The sequence below is a fragment of the Sphaerotilus uruguayifluvii genome (assembly GCF_013294065.1).
Taxonomy (GTDB): Bacteria; Pseudomonadota; Gammaproteobacteria; order Burkholderiales; family Burkholderiaceae_C; genus Sphaerotilus; species Sphaerotilus uruguayifluvii.
Map to the genome: position 1 here is coordinate 200,237 of NZ_JABSNM010000007.1, position 24,908 is coordinate 225,144.

The 24,908-nt window shown below is 69.8% G+C and carries 18 protein-coding genes and 4 tRNA genes; 4 read left to right on the forward strand and 18 right to left on the reverse strand.

The window, feature by feature from the left end:
• Positions 1-2 precede the first annotated feature (2 nt).
• The 5 genes from csy2 to argG form a co-directional block, all read right to left on the reverse strand.
• Positions 3-1,022, reverse strand: a complete 1,020-nt coding sequence (gene csy2, locus HNQ01_RS10010) for a type I-F CRISPR-associated protein Csy2 (RefSeq protein ID WP_353621679.1) — start codon at positions 1,020-1,022, stop codon at positions 3-5.
• 25 nt (positions 1,023-1,047) lie between these two features.
• Positions 1,048-2,355: a type I-F CRISPR-associated protein Csy1 gene (gene csy1 / locus HNQ01_RS10015; protein WP_173805235.1), complete on the reverse strand. Its 1,308-nt coding sequence runs from the start codon at positions 2,353-2,355 to the stop codon at positions 1,048-1,050.
• 24 nt (positions 2,356-2,379) lie between these two features.
• On the reverse strand, positions 2,380-5,808 hold the full coding sequence (gene cas3f, locus HNQ01_RS10020) for a type I-F CRISPR-associated helicase Cas3f (RefSeq protein ID WP_173805236.1): 3,429 nt from the start codon (positions 5,806-5,808) through the stop codon (positions 2,380-2,382).
• On the reverse strand, positions 5,805-6,830 hold the full coding sequence (cas1f, locus tag HNQ01_RS10025) for a type I-F CRISPR-associated endonuclease Cas1f (RefSeq protein WP_173805237.1): 1,026 nt from the start codon (positions 6,828-6,830) through the stop codon (positions 5,805-5,807). The genes cas3f and cas1f overlap by 4 nt, the downstream gene beginning before the upstream one ends.
• A gap of 309 nt (positions 6,831-7,139) precedes the next feature.
• Positions 7,140-8,483: an argininosuccinate synthase gene (argG, locus tag HNQ01_RS10030; RefSeq protein WP_173805238.1), complete on the reverse strand. Its 1,344-nt coding sequence runs from the start codon at positions 8,481-8,483 to the stop codon at positions 7,140-7,142.
• Positions 8,484-8,721: 238 nt separating this feature from the next.
• Here argG and HNQ01_RS10035 point away from each other — a divergent pair, with 238 nt between their 5' ends.
• Complete coding sequence (locus HNQ01_RS10035) at positions 8,722-10,005, forward strand: putative Na+/H+ antiporter (RefSeq protein ID WP_173805239.1); 1,284 nt, start codon at positions 8,722-8,724, stop codon at positions 10,003-10,005.
• Positions 10,006-10,168: 163 nt separating this feature from the next.
• On the opposite strand, the gene HNQ01_RS10040 is transcribed toward HNQ01_RS10035, so the two are convergent.
• The 9 genes from HNQ01_RS10040 to HNQ01_RS10080 form a co-directional block, all read right to left on the reverse strand.
• A tRNA-Lys gene (locus HNQ01_RS10040) sits at positions 10,169-10,244 on the reverse strand.
• Positions 10,245-10,283: 39 nt separating this feature from the next.
• Positions 10,284-10,359 (reverse strand) — tRNA-Lys (locus HNQ01_RS10045).
• 56 nt (positions 10,360-10,415) lie between these two features.
• Positions 10,416-10,491: transfer RNA gene (locus HNQ01_RS10050), tRNA-Lys, on the reverse strand.
• Between the two features lie 49 nt (positions 10,492-10,540).
• Positions 10,541-10,616: transfer RNA gene (locus tag HNQ01_RS10055), tRNA-Lys, on the reverse strand.
• A 69-nt stretch (positions 10,617-10,685) separates the two neighbouring features.
• Positions 10,686-11,465: a tRNA threonylcarbamoyladenosine dehydratase gene (locus HNQ01_RS10060; RefSeq protein ID WP_173805283.1), complete on the reverse strand. Its 780-nt coding sequence runs from the start codon at positions 11,463-11,465 to the stop codon at positions 10,686-10,688.
• Positions 11,466-11,479: 14 nt separating this feature from the next.
• Positions 11,480-12,301: a tol-pal system protein YbgF gene (gene ybgF / locus HNQ01_RS10065; RefSeq protein ID WP_173805240.1), complete on the reverse strand. Its 822-nt coding sequence runs from the start codon at positions 12,299-12,301 to the stop codon at positions 11,480-11,482.
• 1 nt (position 12,302) lies between these two features.
• The gene (gene pal, locus HNQ01_RS10070; RefSeq protein WP_173805241.1) at positions 12,303-12,860 is read right to left on the reverse strand and encodes a peptidoglycan-associated lipoprotein Pal; all 558 of its coding nucleotides are present in this window, start codon (positions 12,858-12,860) and stop codon (positions 12,303-12,305) included.
• 50 nt (positions 12,861-12,910) lie between these two features.
• Positions 12,911-14,221, reverse strand: a complete 1,311-nt coding sequence (gene tolB / locus HNQ01_RS10075) for a Tol-Pal system beta propeller repeat protein TolB (RefSeq protein ID WP_173805242.1) — start codon at positions 14,219-14,221, stop codon at positions 12,911-12,913.
• Between the two features lie 8 nt (positions 14,222-14,229).
• Positions 14,230-15,114, reverse strand: a complete 885-nt coding sequence (locus HNQ01_RS10080; RefSeq protein WP_173805243.1) for a glycosyltransferase family 2 protein — start codon at positions 15,112-15,114, stop codon at positions 14,230-14,232.
• A 115-nt stretch (positions 15,115-15,229) separates the two neighbouring features.
• On the opposite strand from HNQ01_RS10080, the gene HNQ01_RS10085 reads away from it, so the two are divergent.
• From HNQ01_RS10085 to HNQ01_RS10095, 3 genes are read left to right on the forward strand one after another with little or no spacing between them, the layout of a single operon-like run.
• A complete protein-coding gene (locus HNQ01_RS10085) occupies positions 15,230-15,817 on the forward strand; it encodes a peroxidase-related enzyme (RefSeq protein WP_173805244.1) in 588 nt (195 codons plus the stop codon).
• 42 nt (positions 15,818-15,859) lie between these two features.
• The gene (locus HNQ01_RS10090) at positions 15,860-16,750 is read left to right on the forward strand and encodes a glycosyltransferase family protein (protein ID WP_286180667.1); all 891 of its coding nucleotides are present in this window, start codon (positions 15,860-15,862) and stop codon (positions 16,748-16,750) included.
• A 10-nt stretch (positions 16,751-16,760) separates the two neighbouring features.
• Positions 16,761-17,831 (forward strand): glycosyltransferase, encoded by a 1,071-nt coding sequence (locus HNQ01_RS10095; RefSeq protein ID WP_173805246.1) that lies wholly within the window; start codon positions 16,761-16,763, stop codon positions 17,829-17,831.
• Here HNQ01_RS10095 and HNQ01_RS22590 read toward each other — a convergent pair.
• From HNQ01_RS22590 to HNQ01_RS10115, 4 genes are read right to left on the reverse strand one after another with little or no spacing between them, the layout of a single operon-like run.
• On the reverse strand, positions 17,789-18,946 hold the full coding sequence (locus tag HNQ01_RS22590; protein ID WP_173805247.1) for a glycosyltransferase family 9 protein: 1,158 nt from the start codon (positions 18,944-18,946) through the stop codon (positions 17,789-17,791). The genes HNQ01_RS10095 and HNQ01_RS22590 overlap by 43 nt on opposite strands.
• The gene (locus HNQ01_RS10105) at positions 18,943-19,920 is read right to left on the reverse strand and encodes a DUF5672 family protein (RefSeq protein ID WP_173805248.1); all 978 of its coding nucleotides are present in this window, start codon (positions 19,918-19,920) and stop codon (positions 18,943-18,945) included. Before HNQ01_RS10105 ends, HNQ01_RS22590 begins: the two co-directional genes overlap by 4 nt.
• A gap of 3 nt (positions 19,921-19,923) precedes the next feature.
• Positions 19,924-23,157, reverse strand: coding sequence for a glycoside hydrolase family 99-like domain-containing protein (locus HNQ01_RS10110; protein WP_173805249.1), 3,234 nt, complete (start codon positions 23,155-23,157; stop codon positions 19,924-19,926).
• On the reverse strand, positions 23,144-24,904 hold the full coding sequence (locus HNQ01_RS10115) for an ABC transporter transmembrane domain-containing protein (protein ID WP_217427482.1): 1,761 nt from the start codon (positions 24,902-24,904) through the stop codon (positions 23,144-23,146). The genes HNQ01_RS10110 and HNQ01_RS10115 overlap by 14 nt, the downstream gene beginning before the upstream one ends.
• Positions 24,905-24,908 lie beyond the last annotated feature (4 nt).

Sequence of the window (24,908 nt, forward strand, 5' to 3'; positions counted from 1 at the left end):
ATTCAGACGTAGTGGAACGGGTCATCGAGGTCGTCCAGCGCCTCTGCGAGATCGGCAGGCGCCGATTCAGGCGGCGGCGCCGGAGGCCGGTACGCATTGCGGCAGCGGTAGAGGCCGGTGGCCGGGTCGTGAGCGGGCCACCACATCAGCTCGGCGGCATCCCCCAGCCGATGCGGGCTGATCCACTGCCCCAGGCTGTAGACGCTCTCGACAAAGCGCAGCGGCGTGCCACCGTCGCGCGCACGAGCCACGGCACCGGCCTCATGCAACGCCGACAGCGCGGCATAGCCCACCGGAATCGGCACGATCCAGCCTGGCGAGCGCTCGGTCTGCCATTCGACTTGTTCGGTGCCATCGGATGCCTTGACACGCCGTGCCCGCTGGGTCAGCGCGGCCGTGTCGAGCCAGGCGTCCAGCAGCGTGGCCTCGGGCTCCTCGGCACGAAGACCCGCCAGCCGGCTGGCCAGAAGATCGTCGCGGGCCACCAGGGCGAAGCCGGGCAGCCAGCGCCGGCTCAGGCGCCGCCAGGCCCGGGCCTGTTCGTCGGGCTGGTAGTGCAAGGGCCAGGGCAAGAGGGTTGGCTCGGTCTGGCGTGGCAACAGCGACAACGCAGGCATCACGCTGCCACCGGCCACGCGCATGCCGGCCAGCACCTCGGCCACGTGGCGTGCCTGCTGCTGCAGTGCAGCAGGATCGGCATGCGCCATGCCGGCCGCCCGCAGTCCGAACACCAGCGTGATGTCCAGATGGACCCGGCCTTCCTCGACGATGGCCGGTGTGCTTCCATCCTTGTCCACCGGGTTGCGCGTCAGGTTGAAGCTGATTTCGTGCTTCTGGTCCGCCACCTGGGCCTGCAGATCGTGGCAGATGACGCCCACCGACCTGAACTCGAACGGCGTCTGGTCGCCCAGACGGCGCTGAAGCGCATGCATCAGCCCGGTGAAGGCCGTGATCGACGGAAACCCCCACGTCAGCGGGCTGGAGATGGCGTTGGCGTTCTGGATGCGCAGCCGCGGCAGCACCAGCAGGTGGTTGAAGTCGGGCGGATTAGTCGACATGGGTCAGCTCCTCCTTGTGGTCGGCCAGCGCTTCCAGCAGGTCGCGCCGCCAGTGGGCATGCTCGGCATCGCCCATCTTCAATGCGTCGGTGCTGCCGAGCTGGGCGTTGAGCCAGTTGGCATAGCGGCCGGCCAGCTCTCGCGGCCAGTCGCCGGGGATCCGCGTAGGTCGACGGTCCAGAAAGGCCCGCTCGCAGTCCGGCAGCCGGCATTCGGGCACATCGCTCCAGCCCGGCGGCAGCTCGCGCATCTCGGCCGCGAACAGCAGGAACTGGTCGGTCAGGGCTTCGGCCAGATCGTCTCGGGTGTCGCGGGTGTCCTTGATTTGCGGAGGCTGAGTGGCCAGAAATCTGCGCAGTTCCCTGACCCCACGGCGCACCTCCGGCCGCCAGCCAAAGCGGTGGAACAGCGTCTCGGTCTGCAGCAGTGGCACCACATCGCGGCTGCGCCATTGCGGTGGCAGCGAGACCAGCAACAGGTTGCTGCCGCGGCGCTCGCTGTTGAGCTGGCTGATGTTCTGGGGCTTGGTGCCACCCAGGTTCTGCTCGGCCATGCCCGGCCAGGAACGGATCGGCCGGTCGTGGAACTGCCTAGCCTTGCGAGCCTCCTGGGCTTGCCGGGCGGCGTCGCCAAAACGCTCCGCACGGAAACGCTTGAAGACACGGTGCGCCAGCGAAGTCGCATAGAGCGGTGCCAACAGATGGTACTGACCATCATCGAGCGGGTCTGTGCCGGTCAGCCAGTAGAGCTGCTTGAGCTTGCGATGCGAGGCCGGTGTCGGGCAGCGCGGGCCGTCAATGTCAGCCAGCAGCGCCGCCTGCTCGGCCTCCATCCCCAGCGCGGTCACGACATCCGCGTCATTCGCCTGAAGGCGAGCCAGCAGCGACCGGCCCTCGAAGCGCGTCTCCATCAGCACGGCCGCCAGATCGGCGACCTTCTTGTTGACCGCCCCATTGCCGGTGGCGTCGAGATCGAAGTCCTCGCCCAGCACATGCGAGCCCACCTCCTGCAGCGCTGGCATCTCCTGCGGCCGCACCAGCAGGTTGGTGGCCGAGCGCACCGGCGGGTCCGGATGCACGGCCTTGACCAGATGCGTGGCCAGCTGCACCTGCCCGAGGTACTTCATCCCCTCGTCCAGCAGCTGCGGCCATCGCCACGTCTCACGCAGGGCCGCCCGGCGGGTTTCCGCCGCCGCATCGCTGCCCTTGACCTGATCCAGCAGCGCGGCCAGCCGCTGCTGCACCGCGTGGTGGATCTGCTGCCGGATGTCTGCCGGCCTCCCTGAAAGATTCGGCACTGTCGGCCCTCCTTTGATCATGATTCAGATGCGCCTCACGAATCCCAGCACTGCGTGCGAGCGCCACCCCTGTGTGCTGTCCGGCAGGCTCAGCGTGCCGAACCGCTCGGCACAGCGCTGCAGCGGCAGGTCCATCGCCTCGGCCAGGGCCTGAAGGGCCTCGGCGTAGTCCGTGTCGGCCCACGGCACGATGCCTGGCCCCTGCACAGCGTCATCAGGCCACGGCAGATGGCGAGCCTCGATGGGCTGGTAGCGCAGGCGGCCGGTCTTCTGGTCGAGCACTTCGGTCAGCTCGATGTGGTCGGAGTCGTCGTCGCTCGGGCGCAGGCACAGGTCGATCTGCTGCCGACGGTCGTCGCGGAACGGCTGGTGCTGTGGCAGCAGCGCGGTCAGCAGCACATCTCGGGCCGGTCGGGCCCACCACCACCAGGCGGCTTCACCAGGCGGCAGCCCCGGAGCGCTGGTCGCGGCGGGCGGCAGCAGCGCACGCTGCAGGCGGTGGTGCTCCAGATCGACCCAGCGTTTTGTTGGCTCCGGCGACTCGGGCTGCCGGATGCGTGGCCGCGCATCGACCACGCCGAACTCCTCGCGGCGCAGCAACTGCGGCAGCAGGTGGTGCTCCAGCAAGGCCGTCTTGTCCTCGAAACCAGGTTTGCAATACACCGGCTCACCAGTGCGCCGACTAAAGCAGCGCAGGTTGGTGTTCCACACCCGCACGTTGGGCGTGGTGCACACCCCCTCGCGATGGCGCCGCACCCGGCCGACCAGTTGGATCAGCGACCGCATCGACGAGGGCTCGACGATGGCCCAGTCGTAGTCGTGGTCCCGGCCAACCTCGGTCACCGGCGAGCCGAGCACGATGAATATCTGCTGCAGCGCCTGCGGATGGGCATCCAGCCGGGCGCGGATGTCGGGCAGGTCGAACACGGCCTCGGGCCGACGGCGATCCAGCGCCGCATCCAGCCGCCGCTCGATGTTCGAGCGCACCAGCAGCGGAAACTGCGAGTGATAGACGCAAAGGTGGATCACATGGCCGTCCGGCGCACCCGCCTTGAACAGCTGGAGCGCCACCTGCACCAGCGGCTCGATGTTGGCCATGCGAATCAGGCCGAAGCTGACTCGCCGCTCAGGCTGTCGGGGATCGGCCACCGCATGCAGCGTGTGCAACTCGACGGCATGACGCCGCAGCAGTTGCGCCAGCGCGGCATACCGTTCGTCGTCGCGCTCAGCCTTCTGCAGCTCGCGCACATCGATCAGGGCGCAGCGGCGCCGGGCCTGCGTGGCGGCCTGCTCGGCCAGCTGTTTGCTGCGCTGCGCCGTGAACTGCTCGTGCGCCTGCTGGAAATGATCGGGCGTCGGGCAGGTGGCGGCCTGCCGCTGGAATTCGTCCACCCACAGACAGACCACCTCGGGCGGCCTTTCGGCTCCTCCGGGCTCGGCGCCACGGTGACGCTCGAACGACGCCCGGCCAGCCCGGTACGCCACGAACAGCCCTTGCACCAGCGCTGGGGTCAGCGTGGCCGACGACAGCAGCACTCGACTGCCGAGCAATCCAGCCCAATGCACCAGCCGGGTCAGTGCCGGCAGGTCGGCCAGATCGAAGTCGTCTGGCTCATCCAGCACCAGATCGCTGGTCAGCAGACGCAGCATCGGCGCGATCTGCCGGCCACCGCGCAGGCTTTCCGTGGCCGGCACGAGGTGGTCGATGGTACAGACCAGGATTGGCGCCACCAGCAGACTCTTCACCTTGGGGTCGTGCAGCGCGCGGGCCAGCAGCGGGTGGCGGGTGTCGATGGCCGCATCCCCGCCGAACTCGATCGAACCTTCTTCCTCCGGCTCCAGCAGCAGGGCCTGCCGCGAGGCAGAGCCGGTGGCTTCGGCACGCTGCTCGAAGTGCTCGAACAATGCCCGGCTCGCACTACCGCCGACCCGGATGGCCAACTGATCGTCCTTGAGCTGCAGTTGCTGCTGGAACGCTCGCCCGGTCTGCAGCGTCAGCGTGCGCAGACCCATCGCGAAAGCACAGCGCAGCCCCTGCTCGGGATCGGCCAATGCGTTCATGAGACGCGCATTGGCGAGCGTCTTGCCGCAGCCGGTGCTGGCCATGTTGACGATGAACGCACCATGCCGTGCGGCCTTCTCGCGTTGCTCTGCGGCCAGATCGGCCGCCTTGTCCTGCCAGCGGAAGCGCTCGTCCGCGCTGCGCTGGCGCAGCAGCCGGTTCTGCTTCAACCCGTCCAGGCTACGCGCCAGACTGGGCAACGCATGCGTGATGGCCCGGCTGTCGGCCGCTACACCCAGCAGGTGTTCATCCAGGGTCTGGTTGCCCACGGTGCGGCCACGCGAGTCCTTGCGGGTGTTGGCCAGCAACTTGCAGCCGGCCGGTACGCTCAGACGTCCATCAGCCTTGCGCTCATCGGTACCCAGCACCCCCAGGCTGGAATAGTGATGGTCGGCCAGCATCAGCGCCATGCGGCTCAGGTGCATCACCCACGGCTCATCCATCCACGCGAACCCCGCGCGCCGATCCGGCCGCTGCACCAGCGCCTGCAGCCTGACCGCCAACCGGCGCGCCTGGGTGCGCCAGTGCGCCAATGTCACCGGCAGGCCATGCGGGAATGTCCAGTACGGCTGCACCTGTTCAGCAGGCGCACCCGTCACCACTTCGTTCCAGTTGGCCTGCATGTACAGCAGCGCATCCTGCAGACTGTCGTCAACAAAGCGCGCACTTGGGGCGCCGGCAAAGCGTTGTTGTCCATCTTCGCCATAGGCCGGCATCACGGGAAGCCGGTGATGCGTCACCACCAGCCACCCGACCGCCTGCGCCAGCGGGGCGTGTTTCAGCGCCACGAACGGTGTCGGCAGCACGCCGCCGTCCACCCCGTCGCGTCGCAGGCGATCGATCCATCTGTCGTCATCCTCCGGGGTCGGCGCGATCAGCCTCTGCAGCCAGGTGGCATCGTCGTCAGCACCGACAAACGCCTCGAACAGCCGCAGAGACACCCATTCATGCCGGTACTGGTTGCGTTCGGTCAGCCGCCCAGCCAGCCGATCCTGAAAGGCCTGGCTGGCCTTGCCCAGGTCGTGCAGCAGCGCGGCCAGCGCGGTCAGCAGGTGGATGTCCTCGCCGGTGTGCCAGTCGTTCTCGTCCTGGGTGCGAAGCATGTTGCGGGTGGTGGTGTTGGTCGGAACCGTGCCCTGGGCATTGAAGCGACGGGCATCGCCGACCACCCACAGCAGTTCGCTGTGATCGAGCCCGCGGATCCAGTGGCAGGCCACCGCCGTGTTCTTGCGCGCGGTCTTGCGCAGCAGGCGGCGCAGGGTGTCCAGGCCGTCCTGCGTGATCGGGGTCTGCCAGGTGCGGTCGCCACGCCGCTCGGCGAACTGGTCGAGGATGCGGCGGGTTTCGGTGAGAGCACGCTTGTCGCACTGCGAGACGAGCAGGATGTTCACGGCGCCTCCGGCAACGGAGCGCAGGCGTCGGGCCGGGACGATTCCTGTGCCAGCCGGCCAAACCGCAGCGCCGTGTCCTTCAGCGTGTCGATCATGAAGTCGAGCGCCTCGGTGCGGGTCAGCGTCTCGATGCAGGCCCGTCGGAACTCCTGTTCGCTGTCGCCGCGCATGGCCGAGATGAAGGCCTGCGGCAGCACCACGGCATCCTTGACCAGATCGGCCACGTCGAACACCAGCCCGCCCTTGCGGGTTTTTCCGTGCAGCACCGCCAGTCCGTGCGGCAGGCCGAGCACCCAGGTCGCCGTGGCGCCCAGGCCATAGGCCAGATAGTTGCCATGGTCCAGAAAACGGTTGGATGAATCGGTGCTCTCGCCGCGCTTGCTGCGCGTGAACTCGCCGTAGCGGGTAGCCTGCGCCGCCAGTCGGTAGAGCTGCTTGGACAGGCGAGCCTCTTCGGTCAGCAGCGAGGTGTGGTCAGGCGCAGCATCGATGGCAGGCCCCGAAGCATCCAGCAGCGCATCGAGCCGGGCCAGATCCGGGCTCCACGGCTCGTCGCGGTCTCCCTTGAACTGGCGCGGCCAGACAGCGCGCACCCGCGCCAGCCGGGTGTGCTGGAACATCCGGGCGGCCTGCAGCCGCAGCGGCTCGTCGAACCAGAAGCGCACCCAGTGCTGCAGATATTCGGTCGGACGGTACTCGCTCTGCGGCGACATCCAGGCGATGTCGAGGCCGCCATCCGTGCCGGCAAACAGCGGCGTTCCGCCGCCACCACAGAAACCGACCATCACCCCGGCCTTGGCCAGCTCGCGCATGGCCGCCTGCGTCAGCGAGGTCCCTGTGCCGAGCAGGAGGGTCGTCGTGTTGGCGATCGGGATGTTCCAGTACAGCGAGCGCGCGCCCTGCTCGGTGACGTACTCGACCCGCCCGCCGTTGACGAGCACGCGGCAATGCTCGAGGTAGTAGAGGTTGGCCCGTTTGGAATGAAGAATGGTCTTGAGGTCCCCTGCCCCGATGTCCTGCATCGACGATGTCTCCCTTGCGCCGGCAACGTATGCTTTTGCAGAAATCGTCGCACCGAAATGCGCAATGCCGTCGGCGGTTTTTCACGGATCATTCCGTCGATACATTTGTCAGATCGAGCCAAGCGCGCTGCGCGGGCGACAACGGAAGTTCGTGCCTGCTCGTGGCTGCCCGCCTTCGCGGGCATGACGGGGAGAAACGAGCGCAGAAACGACAAGAGGCCCCGAAGGGCCTCTCGTGGGGTGTCGATGTCCCTCGCGAGCGGGTCTCGCGGGGGCATCAGGCGGGCCGCGCGGCCCGCGCGTTCAGACTCAGGCGTCCTCGCCGCCTGTCAGCAGCGGCAGCGCGCCGCCGGCCGAGCCGCCCAGCAGGCCGGCCTTGCCGTACAGGCCCAGCTTGGCGCGGGTGTCGCTGATGTCGAGGTTGCGCATCGTCAGCTGGCCGATGCGGTCCAGCGGCGTGAAGGCGGCGTCCTCCACCTTCTCCATCGACAGGCGCTCCGGCGCGTAGGTCAGGTTCGGGCTGTCGGTGTTCATGATGGTGTAGTCGTTGCCGCGGCGCAGCTCCAGCGTCACTTCGCCGGTGATGGCGCTGGCGACCCAGCGCTGCGCCGTCTCGCGCAGCATCATGGCCTGGCTGTCGAACCAGCGGCCGTGATACAGCAGCTTGCCCAGCACGCGGCCGTTGGCGCGGTACTGCGCCAGCGTGTCCTCGTTGTGGATGCCGGTGGCCAGGCGCTCGTAGCAGATGTGCAGCAGCGCCATGCCCGGGGCTTCGTAGATGCCGCGGCTCTTGGCCTCGATGATGCGGTTCTCGATCTGGTCGCACATGCCCAGGCCGTGGCGGCCGCCGATGCGGTTGGCTTCCTCGAACAGCGCGACCTGGTCGGCGAAGGTCTGGCCGTTGATCGCCACCGGCACGCCTTCCTCGAAGCGCACGGTCACGGTCTCGCGCTTGACCTCGACGTCATCGCGCCAGAAGGCCACGCCCATGATGGGCTTCACGATGTGCATGCCGGCGTTCAGGAACTCCAGGTCCTTGGCCTCGTGGGTCGCGCCCAGCATGTTCGAGTCGGTCGAATACGCCTTCTCGACCGACATCTTGTAGTCGAAGCCGTTGGCGATGAGGTATTCGCTCATCTCCTTGCGGCCGCCCAGCTCGTCGATGAAGGTCTGGTCCAGCCAGGGCTTGTAGATCTTCAGCGCCGGGTTGACCAGCAGGCCGTAGCGGTAGAAACGCTCGATGTCGTTGCCCTTGTAGGTCGAGCCGTCGCCCCAGAGGTTGACGCCGTCCTGCTTCATCGCGGCCACCAGCATCGTGCCGGTCACGGCGCGGCCCAGCGGGGTGGTGTTGAAGTAGGTGGCGCCGCCGGTGGTGATGTGGAAGGCACCTGCCTGGATCGCGGCGATGCCCTCGGCCACCAGCGCGGCACGGCAGTCGATCAGGCGCGCGATCTCGGCGCCGTAGGCCAGCGCCTTGCGCGGGATGTCCTCGTAGTCGCTCTCGTCGGGCTGGCCGAGGTTGGCGGTGTAGGCGCAAGGGACGGCGCCCTTGGCGCGCATCCAGTGCACGGCGGCCGAGGTGTCGAGACCGCCCGAGAAGGCGATGCCGACCTTCTGGCCGGCGGGGAGGTTTTGCAGGATGGTGGCAGACATGGCGCTGTTGACGGTCGCGACGGCCGCGACGACGAAGAACGGAATGAATCCTCGATTGTCGCAAACTTGGGGCCCGGATCGAAGCGTCCTCGCGCGAGGAGCGGATGTCCTCACGCCCGCGCCGGCCCGCGCCCTGCGGCTAGACTGGCGTCGGGTGCCGGGCCGCAGGAGCCGTCAGGCAGGTATCACGCGAAGGTCGGGCCGCCTCGCGGGACCTGTCCTGCCGGAGCCTCTCCCGATGAGCCTGTCCGCCTCCCCCAGCGGCGTCGAGATCCTCGCCACCGCCCTGTTCGCCCTCGCGCTGCTGCACACCTTCGCCGCCCGGCAGTTCGAGCGCCTGGCGCACAGCCACCCCCGCCACGAAGGCGTCTTCCATCTGCTCGGCGAGGTCGAGGTCGTCTTCGGCTTCTGGGCCATCGTGCTGGTGCTGACGATGGCGCTCGGCATGGGCGGCGACACCGCGCTGGCCTACGCCGAGTCGCGCAACTACACCGAACCGCTGTTCGTCTTCGTCGTCATGGTGATCGCCGGCTCGCGGCCGATCCTGGAGGCGGTGATGCGCGCGGTGACCGCGCTGTCGGCGCTCGCCGGCGCGCGGGCGGCGCCGCTGGCCGGCGCCTGGCTCGGACTGGCCGCGGTGCCGCTGCTGGGCTCGCTGGTCACCGAGCCGGCGGCGATGACGATCGCGGCGCTGCTGCTGGCGCCGCGCGTGTTCCGGCCCGACATGCCGGAGCGGCTGAAATACCTCGCGCTGGGCGTGCTGTTCGTCAACGTCTCGATCGGCGGCACGCTGACCGCCTACGCCGCGCCGCCGGTGCTGATGGTCGCCGGCGCCTGGGGCTGGGACAGCGCCTTCATGCTGGCGACCTTCGGCTGGAAGGCGGCGCTGGCGGTGCTGGTCAACGCCAGCGTGGCGGTGTGGATGCTGCGCGGGCCGCTGGGCACGCAGCCGGCGGCCGCGGACCGCGAGGCGCCGGCCCGCCGGCCGGTGCCGTGGACCGTCACCGCGGTGCACCTGGCGCTGCTGGCCGGCGTGGTGCTGACCGCGCATCACCCGGTCGCCTTTCTCGGCCTGTTCCTGCTCTTCCTGGGCTTCACCCGCGCCTACGAACGCCACCAGGATCCGCTGCTGATCAAGGAGGCGCTGCTGGTGGGCTTCTTCCTGGCCGGGCTGGTGGTGCTCGGCGGGCTGCAGCGCTGGTGGCTGCAGCCGCTGGTGTCGGGGCTGGAGCCGATGGCGCTCTTCTTCGGCGCGCTCGGCCTGACGGCGATCACCGACAACGCCGCGCTCACCTACCTGGGCGCGCAGATTCCCGGCCTCGGCGAGGGTGCGCGCTACATGCTGGTGGCGGGCGCGGTCGCCGGCGGCGGCCTGACGCTGATCGCCAATGCGCCCAACCCGGCCGGCGCGGCGCTGCTGCGGCGCGGCTTCCAGGACGAGTCGATCGGCGCCGGGGGCCTGCTGGCCGGCGCGCTCGGGCCGACGCTGGTGGCGGTGGCGGCGTTCGTGCTGCTGCCCTGATCGGACGGAAAGACAATTCGCCCTGAAGGCCGCCGGGCGCATCGCCTCGAACGGCGCCGGCGCGGTCTCGCGCCGGCTGCCCGGTCACGGCAGCCAGAAAGCAAAAAAGGACCCTGCACTGCTGCAAGATCCTTTCTGCCCAGCGCTTCTGGCGCTGATTTTATGGTGGGCCCTGAGTGACTCGAACACTCGACCTACGGATTAAGAGTCCGCTGCTCTACCAACTGAGCTAAGAGCCCGTTTCCGCCACTTCGGTCGGCAACGGAGAAATCGAATTTTGGTGGGCCCTGAGTGACTCGAACACTCGACCTACGGATTAAGAGTCCGCTGCTCTACCAACTGAGCTAAGAGCCCGTTTCCATTGCCAAAGGCAATGAAGACGAATGAAGCACACGACAGCCAGGCAAGTTTGGTGGGCCCTGAGTGACTCGAACACTCGACCTACGGATTAAGAGTCCGCTGCTCTACCAACTGAGCTAAGAGCCCTTGCCTGACGACCCTGATTTGCATCAAGACCGTGACTATATCATGTTTTTGGTGGGTCGTGCGGGACTCGAACCTGCGACCTACGGATTAAAAGTCCGCTGCTCTACCAACTGAGCTAACGACCCTCACCGCCCCGGCCAATCAGTCACTGATCAGCCGAGCCCTAGATTCTAATACACCTCACTACCGTGCCGTCAAGCACCTCGTGCACCTGCGCGCACGCCTTCGAGAATCTGCGCCGCGGCAGCCAGGCCGAAGCTGGCGGTGACCATCACGCTGGAGCCGTAGCCGTGGCAGTTCAGGCTGCCGTCGACGGCGCAGGCGCCGTCCGTCTGCGGGCGCTGCACCGTCTCGCGCGAGAAGATGCAGCGCACGCCGATGCGCCCCTGGCGCGGCGCGCCCTCGCGGCGCAGCTGCTGGCGCAGCCGGGCCAGCAGCGGGTCGTGCGTGACCTCGGCCAGATCGGCCGCCTCCACCCGCTCGGGGTGCGACTTGCCGCCGGCCGCGCCGGCCATCACCAGCCGGTGCCCGCCGGCCAGCGCCCAGCGCGCCATCGCCAGCTTGGCGGCGTTGCGGTCGCAGGCGTCGATGACCCCGTCGACCTCGATCGGCAGCAGGGCCGGCCAGTTCTCCGGCTCGACGAAGTCCTCGACCGCATGCACCCGGCAGCCCGGATGGATGTCGGCGATGCGCTCGCGCAGCGCCTGCACCTTGGCCGCGCCGACGGTCGCGCCCAGCGCCTGGATCTGGCGGTTGATGTTGGACTCGGCGACATGGTCGAGGTCGATCAGCACCAGCTCGGCCACGCCGCTGCGCGCCAGCGCCTCGACCGCCCACGAACCGACGCCGCCCACGCCCACCACCGCCACCCGGGCCGCGCGCACCCGCGCGTAGGCCGCGTCGCCCCAGAGCCGGCGCAGGCCGCCGAAGCGGCGCTCGAGGTCGGCGTCGTCGACCGGCGACGGCGCCTCCATCACGGGCGCGCCGCTCACTTCAGCTGCTTGATCCGCTCGGCCCCGGCCTGCGCGGCCTCGGACTGCGGATAGTTGCGCACCAGCTCCTCGAGCGTGCGGCGCGCGCCCTTCGGATCCTTCAGCTCGATCTGGCAGTTGGCCAGCGCCAGCAGCGCCTCGGAGGCGCGCGGGTGGTCCGGCGTCGAGGTGACCAGCGTGCGGAAGATGGTCATCGCCTCCTTCACCTCGCCCTTGCCGTACAGCGCGTTGCCGAGCCAGTACTGCACATGGGCCTGGTAGGGACTCGAGGGAAAGCGCTTCTGGAAGGCGGTCAGCGCGGTCACCGCGTTGGCGAACTCGCCCTTGCGCAGGATCGCGATCGCCTCGTCGTAGGCCTTCTTCTCGGGCGCGTCGACGACGGCGTCCTTGCCGTCGAGCGAGACGCGCTGCGGCTCGAGCCGGCGCATCCGGTCGTCGAGCGCGGCGAACTGGTCCTTGAGCCGGCGCTGCAGGTCGGAGATCTCGCGGGCGAGGTCCTTGCCGGCCTGCACCTGCTGCTCGTCCTGGCCGCGCAGCTTCGCCAGATCGGCGCGCAGCGACTCGAGCTGGCCGTTGAGGTCGAGCAGGCTGCGCTTGAGCATCTCGACCTGATCGCCGAGGTCGCGGATGCGGGCGTCACGCTCGACGTTCTCCTGCTGGGTGCGCTCGATGCGGCCGCGCAGGTCGACGATGGCCTTGCGGGCCTCCTCGTCGTCGAACAGGCCCGCGCTGGCCCCTGTCGGCCACACCGCGGCCAGGGCCAGCATCAGCGCCGCCGGCGCGCGCAGCGCGCGGAGCGACAGAGGTCGGGCGCCCATCTCAGCGGTCCTTCAGCTCGGCACGGCGGTTCTTCGCCCAGGCGGCCTCGTCGCTGCCCTGCACGGCCGGGCGCTCCTTGCCGAAGCTCACCGCCTCGAGCTGGCCGTCCTGCGCGCCCAGCAGCACCAGCGAGCGCACCACCGCGTCGGCGCGCTTCTGGCCCAGCGCGAGGTTGTACTCGCGGCCGCCGCGCTCGTCGGTGTGGCCCTCGACGATCATGCGGCGCTTGCGGTCGGCGCCCAGGCGCCGGGCCTGGCCCTCGACCACGCTGCGGTACTCGTCCTTGATGACGAAGCTGTCGAAGTCGAAGTAGACGATGCGGCCGGCGCCCGCGCCGGCATCGGCCTGGCGGCCGGTGTCGACCGGGGTGACGGCGGTGCTGCCGACGCCGCTGGTGCCCGCGCCCTGGGAGGCGCCGGTGCCGGCGCCGGAAATCGTGCCGGTGCCGCGGCTCTCGACCGGTGCCGGCGGCTCCACGCGGGTGTTCGAGGCACAGCCGGCCAGCAGGGCCGCGCCCAGGCCGAGCGACAGGAAGGCAGAGCGGGAACGAAGGATCATGGACATTCGGTGTTCTCCAGAAACGTCTCGTCGAGACGGAACGGCCGCCCTCAGCGGCCGAAGGGCCCCCAGACCGGTTCGCGCACGTCGACCATCGGCGGGCTCAGGCGGGCCTTGATGGACCCGTCGAGCGTGGTGGTCATCAGCACATCACGTCCGCCGGAACGGCTGGCGTAGATGATGAGCCGGCTGTTGGGCGCGAAGCTCGGGCTTTCGTCGTCGTTGGTGTCGGTGAGAGAGGTCACGGTTCCCGAGGACAGGTCCATCAGCTGCAGACGGAAGGCGCCGCCGCCGTTGCGGGTGATGTAGGCCATCCATCGGCCGTCGGGACTCAGCGCGGGGCTGATGTTGTAGCTGCCGGAGAAGGTCACGCGCTCGGCGTTGCCGCCGGCCGCGCTCATGCGGTAGATCTGCGGGCCGCCCCCCCGGTCGCTGACGAAGTAGATCGAGCGGCCGTCGGACGACCAGGCGGCCTCGGTCTCGATGCTGGGCGCGCTCGTCAGCCGGCGCGGCTCGCCGCCGCCGCGGCCGACCAGGTAGATCTCGGAGTTGCCGTCGCGCGTGAGCGTGACCGCGATCTGGCTGCCGTCGGGCGACCAGGCCGGCGCGCTGTTGGAGCCCTTGAGGTTGGCGATCACGCGGCGCTGGCCCGAGCCGACCTCCTGCGCGTAGACGACCGGCTTGCCGCTCTCGAAGGAGACATAGGCCAGCTCGTGGCCATCGGGCGACCAGGCCGGCGAGATGATGGGCTGCGCGCCGCCGACCGCCACCTTCGCGCCCTCGCCGTCGGCATCGGCGACGAAGAGTGTGTAGCGGCCGGCGCTCTTGGAGACATAGGCGATGCGGGTCGAGAAGATGCCGCGCTCGCCGGTGAGCTTCTGGTAGATCTCGTCGGCGACGCGGTGCGCGGCGCGGCGCAGGTCGTCGCGCGGCACCGCCAGCGACTGCCCGAGCAGGTCGGCGCCCTTGACGGCATCCCAGAGCCGGAAGCGCAGGTCGTAGCGGCCGTCGGCCAGGCGCGCGGCCGAGCCGGCCGCCAGCGCGTCGGCGCCGCGGTTGCGCCAGGCGGGAAAGTCCGGGCGCGAGAGCTCGTCGAGCGACTCGCCGGCGGCCGGCACCAGCCGGAACAGCCCGCTGCGCTCCAGGTCGGAGCGGATCACCTGCGACACCGCCACCGCCGCGCGGTCCTCCTCGCGGAAGGGCGCGATCGCCACCGGGATCTGCGAGGCGCCGATGCCGGAGATCTCGACGCGGAACTGGGCCTGCGCGGCCGGCAGCGCGGCCAGGCCGCCCAGCGCGACGCAGCCGGCCGTGGCCTGGCGCAGGAAATGACGGCGATCGCTCGGACGGGGAAGTCTCATCGGTGCGTTCATCGGGTCGGGGGGCTCGGGGAATTCGAGGAAGGCGGGGAAGCGGGCGCGCGCGGCGGCTCGCCGCCGCACTCCAGCCAGATCTTCAGATAACGGTAGTAGGACGCCTCGGCATTGTGGACGGCCAGCACGAAACCCAGGCGACCGTCGAGAAAGCCCCGGCGCAGGATCCAGGTGCGCACGAAAGCCCACAGGCCATGGCCGATCGCGCGGCCCAGGCCGCCGCGGCGCCCGCGCGCGGCCAGGTCGGCGGCGCGTCCGCTCGAATAGCGGTTCATCTTGTCGTTGGCCACCGTCAGCGTGGCCATGCTCTCGTGCAGCAGATGGCCGTGGCCGTCGAGGTCGGCGCGGAGCCCGGACCAGAGCAGGCGCTCGTGCACGCGGTCGTCGCTGAAGCGCGCGCCCTCGCGCGGGAAGAGCCGCAGCACCCGGTCGGGATACCAGCCGCCGTGGCGCATCCACTGGCCGCAGAAGGACGACAGCCGCGGCAGCCGCCACGCCAGGTCCGCCGGCGGCGCGGCGACGATGCGCGCGACCTCGGCCGCCAGCGCCTCGTCGAGCCATTCGTCGGCATCCAGGCTCAGCACCCAGCGCCCGCGCGCCAGCGCCAGCGCGCGGTTCTTCTGCGCGCCGAAGCCGGGCCAGTCGGACGTGACCTCGACGCGGGCGCCGTGAGCGCGCGCGATCTCGACCGTGCCATCGGTGCTGCCGCTGTCGACGACGATGATCTCGTCGGCAAAGGCCACCGAGCGCAGGCAGCGCGCCAGGCGGGCGGCCTCGTCACGGGTGATGACGACGACGGACAGCTCAGGCACGGGCGTGGCGCTGCCGGAGCGGGCCGCGCTGGATTCGCTGGATTCGCGGGGATCGGAAGGATCGGTCATGGGCATGCAAGGCGCCGATTGTAGGCACCTGCCGGAACCGGCAGGCCGGCGGCGGGCTGAAGGGCGGGTGCCGCGCAGCGTCGATAATCGGCCTCGACACTTCGAGGACACACCGATGACCCCGCCGATCAGCCGCTTTCCGGTGCCCGACCTGGCCGACCTGCCCGAGGACCTGCGCGCGCGCATCCTGGCGGTGCAGGAGAAGGCCGGCTTCGTGCCCAACGTCTTCCTGGCGCTGGCGCACCGCCCGGACGAATGCCGCGCCTTCTTCGACTACCACGACGCGCTGATGCTGCGCCCCTCCGGCCTGAGCAAGGGCGAGAAGGAAATGATCGTCGTGGCGACCTCGGGCGCGAACCGCTGCCTGTACTGCGTCGTCGCGCACGGCGCGATCCTGCGCATCCTCGAGAAGAGCCCGCTGATCGCCGACCAGATCGCGATCGACCACCGCAAGTCCGACGCCACGCCGCGCCAGAAGGCCATGCTCGACATGGCGCTCAGGCTCTGCCGCGAGCCCGACGCGGTCGACGAGACCGACTTCGCCCGGCTGCACGAGCACGGCTTCTCCGACGAGGACATCTGGGACATCGGCGCGATCACCGCCTTCTTCGGCCTGTCCAACCGCATGGCCCACCTGCTGGCGATGCGGCCCAACGACGAGTTCTTCCTGATGGGACGGGTGCCGCGCGCGCCGCGCCCCTGAACCCTGCGCCAGCCCTCCCCTGCCCTTCAAGGCCTTTCCCGGATGACGATGTCCCGTGCTGCCCCCGCCTCGATCAGCGGCTTCACCTTCCTGCGCCACGGCGTCAAGCTCGGCTTCCCGTTCGAGGCCTCGATCCGCTCGATCCTGCCGCTGGTCGACGAGTTCGTCATCGCGCTGGGCGCCGGCGAGGATGCCACCGAGGCGCGCATCCACGCGCTGGCCGCCGAGCAGCCCAAGATCCGCATCATCCCGACGCGCTGGAACGAGCGCATGGCCGAGAAGGGCTTCGTCTACGCGCAGCAGAAGATGATCGCCCAGTACGCCTGCACCGGCGACTGGGCCTTCTACCTCGAGGGCGACGAGGTGCTGCACGAGGCCGAGCTGCCGGCCATCCGCGCGGCGGTCGACCGCCACCACGCCAATCCGGCCGTCGAGGCGCTGGTGTTCGACTACCTGCACTTCTACGGCTCGCCGCAGTGGCTGGCCGTGAGCCCGGCCTGGTACCGGCGCGAATGCCGGCTGATCCGCAACACGATCCGCAGCTACGCGCCCGACGGCCAGTTCTGGGTCGTGATGGACAGGCACCGCAAGGGCCGCCACCCGCAGGCCGCGCTGGCGGGTGCGCACATCTACCACTACGGCCATGTGCGCCGGCTCGACTACATGCAGGCCAAGATGGACCAGGTCAGCAAGTACTGGTCGCACCAGCCGCCGAAGATGAGCTACTCGATCGACCCGCAGGCGCTGCGGCCGTTCGAGGGCACGCACCCGGCCTGCATGGCCGACTGGCTGGCGCATGACGCCGAGCCCGCCTTCACGCCCGACCCGGCCCATCCGCTGACCCGCCGCGAGCGCAAGCACCGCAAGGCGATGGTGCTCGAGCGCTGGTTCGGGCTGGACCTGAGCCACAAGCACTATCGGCTGGTGGCGTGACGGAGGCGTGATGCGTGACGTGACCCTGAGCCTGGGCCGCATCGGCTCGCTGATCGACGGCCTGGGCGAATACTCGACCCAGCTCGGACACCATGTCGCGGCCGCGGCCCCGCTGTGGCGCGAGCGCTGGGGCGTGCGCTTCCATTTCCATCTGCCCGCGCGCTGGATCGGCCTGTTCGGCGACGAGGTCGGCTACCTGCCGGTGCGGCCCTGGCAGAGCCGGCTGAACCTGCAGCCGCGCCGGCACGCGATCTGGCATGCGCTGAACCAGCTCGGCCGCATTCCCCCGCCCCCCGGCACCCGCCATGCGGTGATGACGGTGCATGATCTGAACCCGATCTATCACGACGCACCGGACGCTGCCGCGCGCGCCATCGACCAGCTGCGCCGGCGCCTGTCGCGCTTCGACGAGGTGATCACGCTGACGCGCCATGTCGAGTCCGACATCCGCCGCCACCTGGGCTGGCAGGGTCCGGTGCAGGTGATCGCCAACGGCGTGCGCGACCTCTCGCAGGCACCACGCTCGCCGGTGGCGGCGCTGCAGGGGCGGCCGTATTTCCTGCACCTGAGTCGCATGGCGCGCTCGAAGAACCCGCACCTGCTGCTCGACCTCGCTGCGCTGTGGCCCGACCATGCCCTGGTGATGGCGGGCCCCGACGGCAGCGACAGCCGTGCGCTCGAGGCCCGGGCGCGCGAGCGCGGACTCGACAACGTGATCTTCCTGCGCGACATCGACGACGCGACCAAGGCCTGGCTCTATGCCGGCTGCGAGGCCTTCCTGTTCCCGTCGCAGACCGAGGGCTTCGGCCTGCCGCCGCTGGAGGCGATGTGCTTCGGCAGGCCGGTCTTCCTGTCGACGCTGACCAGCCTGCCGGAGATCGGCGGCACGGCGGCCGCCTACTGGCCGGAGCTGAACGCCGCGGCGATGGACGCGACGCTGCGCGCGGAGCTGCCACGCCTGCGGACACGCGCCGCCGAGATCCGTGCCCATGCCCTCGCCTACCGCTGGGTCGACTGCGCGCAGGCCTGTCTGGCGCTCTACGCCCGACGGCTCGGCATCGAAGCGGGCGCGCCGCCCTGAGCGACGTCCGCGCCGGTCTCGGCCAGCATCTCGCCGGCCAGCGCGGCCACCCGATCGGGATCGATGTCGTCGACCCGCTCCGGGCCGTGCAGCCAGCGGGTGCGGTTGGCGGCGGTGACGCGGAACGCCGGATCGATGATGCCGGCGAACAGGCCCAGCACCGGCACGTCGGCAGACTGCGCCACATGCAGCAGGCCGCCGTCGGCGGCCAGCACCAGCGCGCAGCGCTGCAGCAGCGCGTGCACCTCGGGCAGGCTGTGGCGGTCGACGCGATCGACGAAACGCACGCCGGGCAGCGCCGCCACCAGCCGGTCGCGCATCTCCAGGCCGTTGGCGGCGCCGACCAGCACGACCGGCGGACAGCCCTGCGGCCGGCGGGCCAGCCGCTCGAGCACCTCGCCCCAGCGCGAGCAGGTGCGCCAGTCGCGCACGCCGCCCACCGCCACCGCCAGCAGCGGCCCCGCAGGCAGCTCCGCCGCCTCGATCGCGGCCTCGTCCTGCGCCGAATGCCACATCACCGTGCGGGCTCGCGCACGGATCTCGGCCTCGGCCGGTGCCTGCGCCAGCAGCGCGGCCACGCGATGGAAGCCGAACAGGGTGCGGTTGAATTCCGGACCGGTGTAGACGCCGTGCAGATGCACGAAGGGCACGTCGCGGAAGAAGCGGAACTTGTCGCGCGTGCCGCGCGAGCTGGCGCTGTGCAGCAGGATCAGGTCGTAGCCGCCGGGCAGGTCCTGCGGACGGGCAGCCACCGCGGTGAAGAGGCGGTCGGCCTGGTACAGCGGCAGCAGATGGGCCTCGGTGAGCAGGTCGAGCCGCTCGAAGCGATCGGCGAGCAGCTGGCGGGCCGCCAGGTCCATCAGGGAGTCGCCGACCTGCGGCGTGCCCTGGTGGATCCACAGCACGCGGCGCACGCCGGGATCGATGCGCAGGCGCTGCAGCGCACGCTGCCCGTGCAGCACCAGGCTCAGCTCGCGCATCAGGCGCCGCCTGGCCGCGCGCCACGGCGAGACGCCGGCCAGGAAACGCGCCCGATCCGAAGGCAGCTCCGCCTCGAAGGGCGGGGTCCAGGTCGCGGCCGCGTAGCGGCGCACCGCCTCGGGCACCCAGCTCACCGCGCCCCTCCCCGGCCCAGCAGGCGCAGCCCGGCCAGCCGCGCATGCAGGCGAGCGTCGGCGGCCCAGGCGCCCGGGCCGGCCTGCCGGCGACGCGCCAGCAGCGCCGCCGCGGCCTCCAGGAAGCGGTACCGCAGCAGCGCCTTGCAGAGCTGGCGCCCCGGCTCCGAGCGGCACGTCGCCTCCGGCCACTCCGGAATAGCCGCCTCGAGCCAGTCCTGCCAGACCCGGCGGGCCTGCGCATCGGCGCCGCGCATCTCGCGCATGAAGCTGCCCATCCACCAGGAACCCAGCGCCGACACGGACAGGTCGCCGATGAAACGGCACAGCGTTCCGGTGTCGAGCACCTCGGGCAGATGGAAGGGCCCGTGAAAGCCGAAGGGACGGCCCTCGAGCGAGCCCTCCTCGACGGAGAAGCGGCGCGCCAGGGCCGCGTCGGCGAACCGCAGGCCGCGGGCCTCCAGGGCCGGGCGGTAGCGCACGCCGATGCACACGTCCTCAGGATGCTCCGGCGGGAACTGCGGCTCGCGCAGCAGCTCCAGCAGCCGGCGCGAGCGCAGCGAGAAGCCGCCGTTGCCCACGTCGTGCGGCGCCGGCAGATGCGGCCAGGGCGCGCCGATGTAGTCGAAGCCCAGGAATTCGTCCGACCAGGCCTGCGCATTCAGCACATGGCCGTCCCACTGGATGACCAGCACATGCGACTGCGCAGGCCGCAGGTGCGCCAGCAGCCCGTCCAGCATGAACCGCGAGTAGGCCTCGACGCTGCGCAGCGGCTCGATGCCGACCCGCCGCACCGAGGCGGGCAGATCCGCCTCGCCGACCTGCCCGACCCGGTCGGTCAGCAGCACTGCATCGCCGAAATGCACCTGCGCCAGGCTCTGGCGCATCGCACGCAGCGACCAGGGCAGCCGGTCGGTGCAGTCGATGCAGCACAGCGCCACGTCGGGGAGTTGCAGGAGGTCGTCGTCGGTCACGGCTCAGGTCGGGGCGTCAGGCCTCAGCTGCTGCTCGAGCCGGGCCAGATAGTCGGCCTGCTGACGCAGGACCTGCGGCGAGACGTCGAGCCGCTCGGCCACATGGCGATGGATGGCGCGCACTTCGTCCAGATGGCGCTCGGCCGCCAGCGACTGCGTCACGCCCTGGGCGTGACGTCGGTGCACGTTGAGCGAGCGCGGCACGTACACCACCTGAGCCCCGGGCTGCAGCAGCACCTCGATGTAGAGACGCCAGTCCCCCGCCAGACGATGGCCGCGGATGTCCTGCCCGGCCGCCTGCAGCGCCCGGTCGAGCTGCTCGCGCTCGAACAGCACGCCACTGACATTCAGGATGGGATTGAAGACCGCCATCCGCTCCCGCACGAAATCGGCGCCACGCTGAACCAGGGGCTCGCGCAGGCCACCCGGCCAGAACGTCTCGTAGTAATGGTTGTAGCTTTCGGCCAGGACCTTGCCGCGCGCGTCGATCTGCCGGGAATCGCAGAAAGCGAGCGCGGCACGATCCGCGCCGGCGGCCAGCATCTCGGCCAGGAAGGTCGGCTCGACCAGGTCGTCCGCCTCGGCGATCCAGACATGGTCGCCCCGGCAGGATGCCACCGCCGCTGACCAGTTGCCGAACGCGGATCCCGAATTGACGGACCGGGCCGTGATGTCGACCTCGCGCCCGACCGATTCGCAGTAGCGACGGGCCCGCTCGACCGAGGCATCGGAGGATGCGTCGTCGACGCAGCGGATCTCGTAGACCGGATAGGTCTGCGCGAAGAGGCTCGCCAGCCGCGCTTCCAGATGATCCTGGTGGTTGTAGCTGGTCACCACCACGGACACCTTGCGCAATCCCGGACGCAGCAGCGTCAGCAGGTCGAAGACGTACTCGGCCATGTCGAACCGCGACCGCGCGAACAGGCTGCGCCGCTGACGGGCAGCGTCATCGTCCTCGCGGACCCGGTCCCGCACGGCCTGAGCCATCGCCGTGACGTTGCATTTCTCGACCAGGGTGCCGCATCCCGGCTCGGCCAGGACATCGGCGGACCCGCCCGTGCCGGCAAATGCCACCACAGGCACGCCCAGGGCCAGCGCCTCGAGCATGACCGACGGGAAGGGATCCTCGCGGGAGGTCAGCGCGAACACGTCGGCGACCGCGACATAGTCGAGCACCTGGTCGGTGAAGTCGAGCAGCCGCAGATGCGAGGACTGGCTCATCACCGGATCGGTCTCCAGCCAGTGCATCAGCTGCGGGTCACGCCGGCCGACCCACAGGAAGAAGACGTCGTCGCCGAGAATGTCCTGCCGCTTGCTCAGCTCGACGAACAGGTCGAAGCCCTTGCGCAGATCGGCGTAGCCCGCGTTGACGACCAGCCGTGCCCCTGCAGGCAGTCCGAGCTTCTCGAGAATGGCCGCCCGGTCCGGCCTGACGCGTCGCAGGTCCCCGTAGATGCCCTGAGGCCTGACGACGGACCGCCGTGGCCGCCCACCGGCCACCTCGTCGAACGAGGCCTCGACGAACGCGGAGGGAAAGACCACCACGTCGGCATCCTGGGCGATGCCACGGGCGCAGCCCTCCAGCTGCCGCTCGCGTATCAGGTGGCCGAGCTCGTGGATCAGCGAGACGATGCGCATGCGCCGCTTGCGCAGCGCGGAAACCACCTCGCCCGTCACCACGGTGTTGGTGATGACCGACAGGCCGTCGGCTGCGCCAGGCATCAGCCCGAGCGACTCCAGCGCCTCGTCCAGCGAGCCGCCCGGCTGCAGCACCTGCGTCGGGCCGATCTGGCGATAGGCGTCGAGCAGCGGTCCGCCGTCCTGGACCAGCAGGAAGCGCACCGGCACGCCGAAACGCCGCTGCAGCATGGCACCGATGTTCAGCAGCAGCTGCTGTGCACCGTGCAGCTGGGCGTCATGTCCGACCAGAAGGACCCCGTGACGCTGATCCGAGACACGCGCGGCGCCGCAGACGGCCCGCCGCGTCGCGTTCAGATAGGCGTGCCCGTAGTGCACGTCCGGCTCCAGGTAGGCCCCTTCGGCCCACTCGTTCCAGGCGTTCACGAAGACCAGCGCCCGCTGGCCTGCCGCCGGGTGAGCGCGTGCATGGTCGATCATGCGCGCCAGCCAGCGCTCGTATTTCAGCGGCGTCGATCCGACGAAGCCGAATCCGCGCCCCGGCTTGCGGGCCTCGTTGTCCCAGTTCGGCACCACGGTGCGGATCAGATCGAAGTCCGGAGGCTCCACGGCCAGGCTGCGCTCGACCAGAGCGTCGTAGCGGCAGTAGGTGCCCAGGAAGCGGGGATCGTAGACCTCCTTGTAGTCGACCTGCGGCAGGTCGACGCCCAGCTTGTGTGGCGGGAACTCGATGGCGCCGTCGAATCCCCAGGGGCGCGGATCTTCGCTGCCGAAGCCCTGGACCATCAGCACGTACGGATTGACGCCGATGCGGTCCTGGCAGTGCTGGCGAAAACGCGCCAGCCGGCCGGCGATGTCGGGCACAAGTCCGGGCCTGTAGATGATGAACAGCGGCCGATCGCCGACCCGCAGATAGCGTGGATCGACGAAATGCCGGCAGACATCCGCCGCGAAATCGGCCTCGCCGGCAGGGTCGTAGGTCTGCTCGAGCAGCACCTCCTGGTCGTTGCCGTCCCAGCGCCGGCTCCAGTTCTCGTTCGCCCAGTTCAGGCAGAAGCCGATGTCGATCGACGGATCGGCCAGAAAGTTCTCCACCGGCCGCTCCAGCAGGCGCCGGCCGTCGAAGTTGTAGTAGTGGAAGCAGAAGGCACGCACGCCGGCATGGCGGGCGGCCTCGGCCTGCTGGTGCAGCACCCGAGTTCCGTCGGACAGGTCGTAGTGACCGTGATCGCGGGGAATGCGAGGCTGGTAATGCCCCTTGAAACGGGGCACGCCTCGCGCGACATTGCGCCACTCGGTGAACCCCGTTCCCCACCAGCGATCGTTCTCGGCGATCGGGTGGAACTGGGGCAGATAGAAGGCCACCACGTCCGCCATCGCGGCGACCGGCTCCTGGGCGGAGAGGCGAGGCTCGAACTCGGGCCCCGGCCCCTGGTGGGCGGCCAGCGCCTCGAAGAACGAGGCCTGGCTCGAAGGCTGTGCCGAAAACAGCACCTGACGGCGCCCCTGGCGCTTCAGGACCCGCCGCCGTTCGAGCCGCTGGTGATTGACCTCTCTGAAATAGGCAATGATCTTTTTCATGGCATCAAGGATGAACATCGATCGTCACGTCCTGGGACCTGACCATGGCGGCATACCGCCCACCTTGAAGCACCAGTTCGGCATGCGTGCCCGATTCGACCACCCGCCCATCCTCGAACACGAAGATGCGGTCGGCACGCCGCACCGTGCTGAGCCGGTGCGCGATCAGGATGATCGTCTTGTCGCCGGAGAGTTGCTCGATGCTTTGCTGAACGACCCGCTCGGACTCGGCGTCCAGCGCCGAGGTGGCCTCGTCGAAGATCCACACCGCGCTGTCCTTGTAGAGCGCACGCGCGATGGCCAGGCGCTGGCGCTGGCCGCCCGAGAGCCGGCTGCCGTTGACGCCGATGGCGGCCTCCATGCCGTCGGGCTGCTGCTCGACGAAGCTCCACAGGTTGGCCGCCCGCAGACAGGCCTCGACCCGTGCGTCGTCGCGCGGCTGCGCGTAGGTGACGTTGGCCGCGATCGAGCCGTCGAACAGCACGATGTCCTGCGACACCACCGCGAAGTGGCGCCGCAGCGAGGGCCGGCGGATGTCCTGGATCGACACGCCGTCGATCAGGATGTCGCCGCCGGTGGGCTGCACGAAGCCCAGCAGCGTGCTGACCATCGTGGTCTTGCCGGCTCCGGACGCACCGACGAAGGCCACCGTCTGGCCCGGGCGGATCGCCATCGACACGCCGTCGATCGCCGCGCGCGGGCTGTCGGGATAGCGGACCTCGAGCGCGCGCACGTCGATGTCGCCGCGGCAGGCCGGCAGCTCGCGCGTGCCCGGATCGGGTTCCTCGGGCGCATCGATCAGCTCGAAGGCGCCGCGCAGGCCGATCAGGCTGTGCACGAAGGACTGGGAGACGTCGGTGAGCTGCTTCAGCGGCGAGATCGTCATCAGCAGCGCGGTCAGGAAGGCGACGAAGTCGCCGACGCTGGCCTGGCCATTGCGCGCCTGCCACAGCGCCAGCGACAGGATGATCGACACCGCCAGCGCCGAGACCACCTGCGTGGCCGGGGTCAGCAGCGCGCTGGTGGCGGTGCGCTTGACCAGCAGCCGGCGCAGGTTCCAGGCCTCGCGCTCGAAGCGCTGCTGCTCGAAGCCGGCCGCGTCGAAGGTGCGCACGATGCGCCAGGCGCGCGCGGCGTCGTCGACGATGTTGACCAGCCGCTGCTGCGACTCGTATTCCAGGCCGCCGACCTTGCTCACCCGCTTGTGCAGCCGGCGCACCAGGACGATCAGCAGCGGCACCGTCACCATCGACAGGATGGTCAGCTGGAAGTTCAGGTAGAACAGGTAGCCCAGCAGGAACAGGAAGGTCGAGGCCGAGCGCAGCAGCGAGTTGGTGTTGGCCGACAGCGAGGTGATCGATCCCTGCGGATCCGAGATGATCTTGTTGACCGCCAGACCGGGCGTCAGCCAGCCGAAGACCTTGGCGTCGACCTTCAGCAGCGAGCGCATCAGGTCCTGGCGCACGTCGTAGATGACGCGCGAGGAGGCGTCCGTCATCAGGTAGGTGCCGGAGAAGGTCGTCAGCCCCCGCACCGCGAACAGCAGGATGACGACGGCCGGCACCATCCAGATCGGAAAGCTGTCGGCCGCCTGGAAGCCGCTGTCGAGCAGCTTCTTGAACAGCGCCGGAATCGCCGGCTCGATCGCCGAGGTCATCAGCAGCGCGACGATCGAGGCGATGAAGCGCACCCGGTGGCGCGCGACATAGGTCAGCAGGCGCCGCAGCGTGGCGCGGTGATTGATCTCGGGCGTCTCGGTCGTCATGCGC

Bases quoted from the DNA above. Each gene is read 5' to 3' on its own strand.
- cas1f (WP_173805237.1), bottom strand. From the start codon at position 6,830: ATGCAGGACATCGGGGCAGGGGACCTCAAGACCATTCTTCATTCCAAA.
- argG (WP_173805238.1), bottom strand. From the start codon at position 8,483: ATGTCTGCCACCATCCTGCAAAACCTCCCCGCCGGCCAGAAGGTCGGC.
- HNQ01_RS10035 (WP_173805239.1), top strand. From the start codon at position 8,722: ATGAGCCTGTCCGCCTCCCCCAGCGGCGTCGAGATCCTCGCCACCGCC.
- HNQ01_RS10060 (WP_173805283.1), bottom strand. From the start codon at position 11,465: ATGGAGGCGCCGTCGCCGGTCGACGACGCCGACCTCGAGCGCCGCTTC.
- ybgF (WP_173805240.1), bottom strand. From the start codon at position 12,301: ATGGGCGCCCGACCTCTGTCGCTCCGCGCGCTGCGCGCGCCGGCGGCG.
- pal (WP_173805241.1), bottom strand. From the start codon at position 12,860: ATGATCCTTCGTTCCCGCTCTGCCTTCCTGTCGCTCGGCCTGGGCGCG.
- tolB (WP_173805242.1), bottom strand. From the start codon at position 14,221: ATGAGACTTCCCCGTCCGAGCGATCGCCGTCATTTCCTGCGCCAGGCC.
- HNQ01_RS10080 (WP_173805243.1), bottom strand. From the start codon at position 15,114: ATGACCGATCCTTCCGATCCCCGCGAATCCAGCGAATCCAGCGCGGCC.
- HNQ01_RS10085 (WP_173805244.1), top strand. From the start codon at position 15,230: ATGACCCCGCCGATCAGCCGCTTTCCGGTGCCCGACCTGGCCGACCTG.
- HNQ01_RS10090 (WP_286180667.1), top strand. From the start codon at position 15,860: ATGACGATGTCCCGTGCTGCCCCCGCCTCGATCAGCGGCTTCACCTTC.
- HNQ01_RS10095 (WP_173805246.1), top strand. From the start codon at position 16,761: ATGCGTGACGTGACCCTGAGCCTGGGCCGCATCGGCTCGCTGATCGAC.
- HNQ01_RS10110 (WP_173805249.1), bottom strand. From the start codon at position 23,157: ATGTTCATCCTTGATGCCATGAAAAAGATCATTGCCTATTTCAGAGAG.
- HNQ01_RS10115 (WP_217427482.1), bottom strand. From the start codon at position 24,904: ATGACGACCGAGACGCCCGAGATCAATCACCGCGCCACGCTGCGGCGC.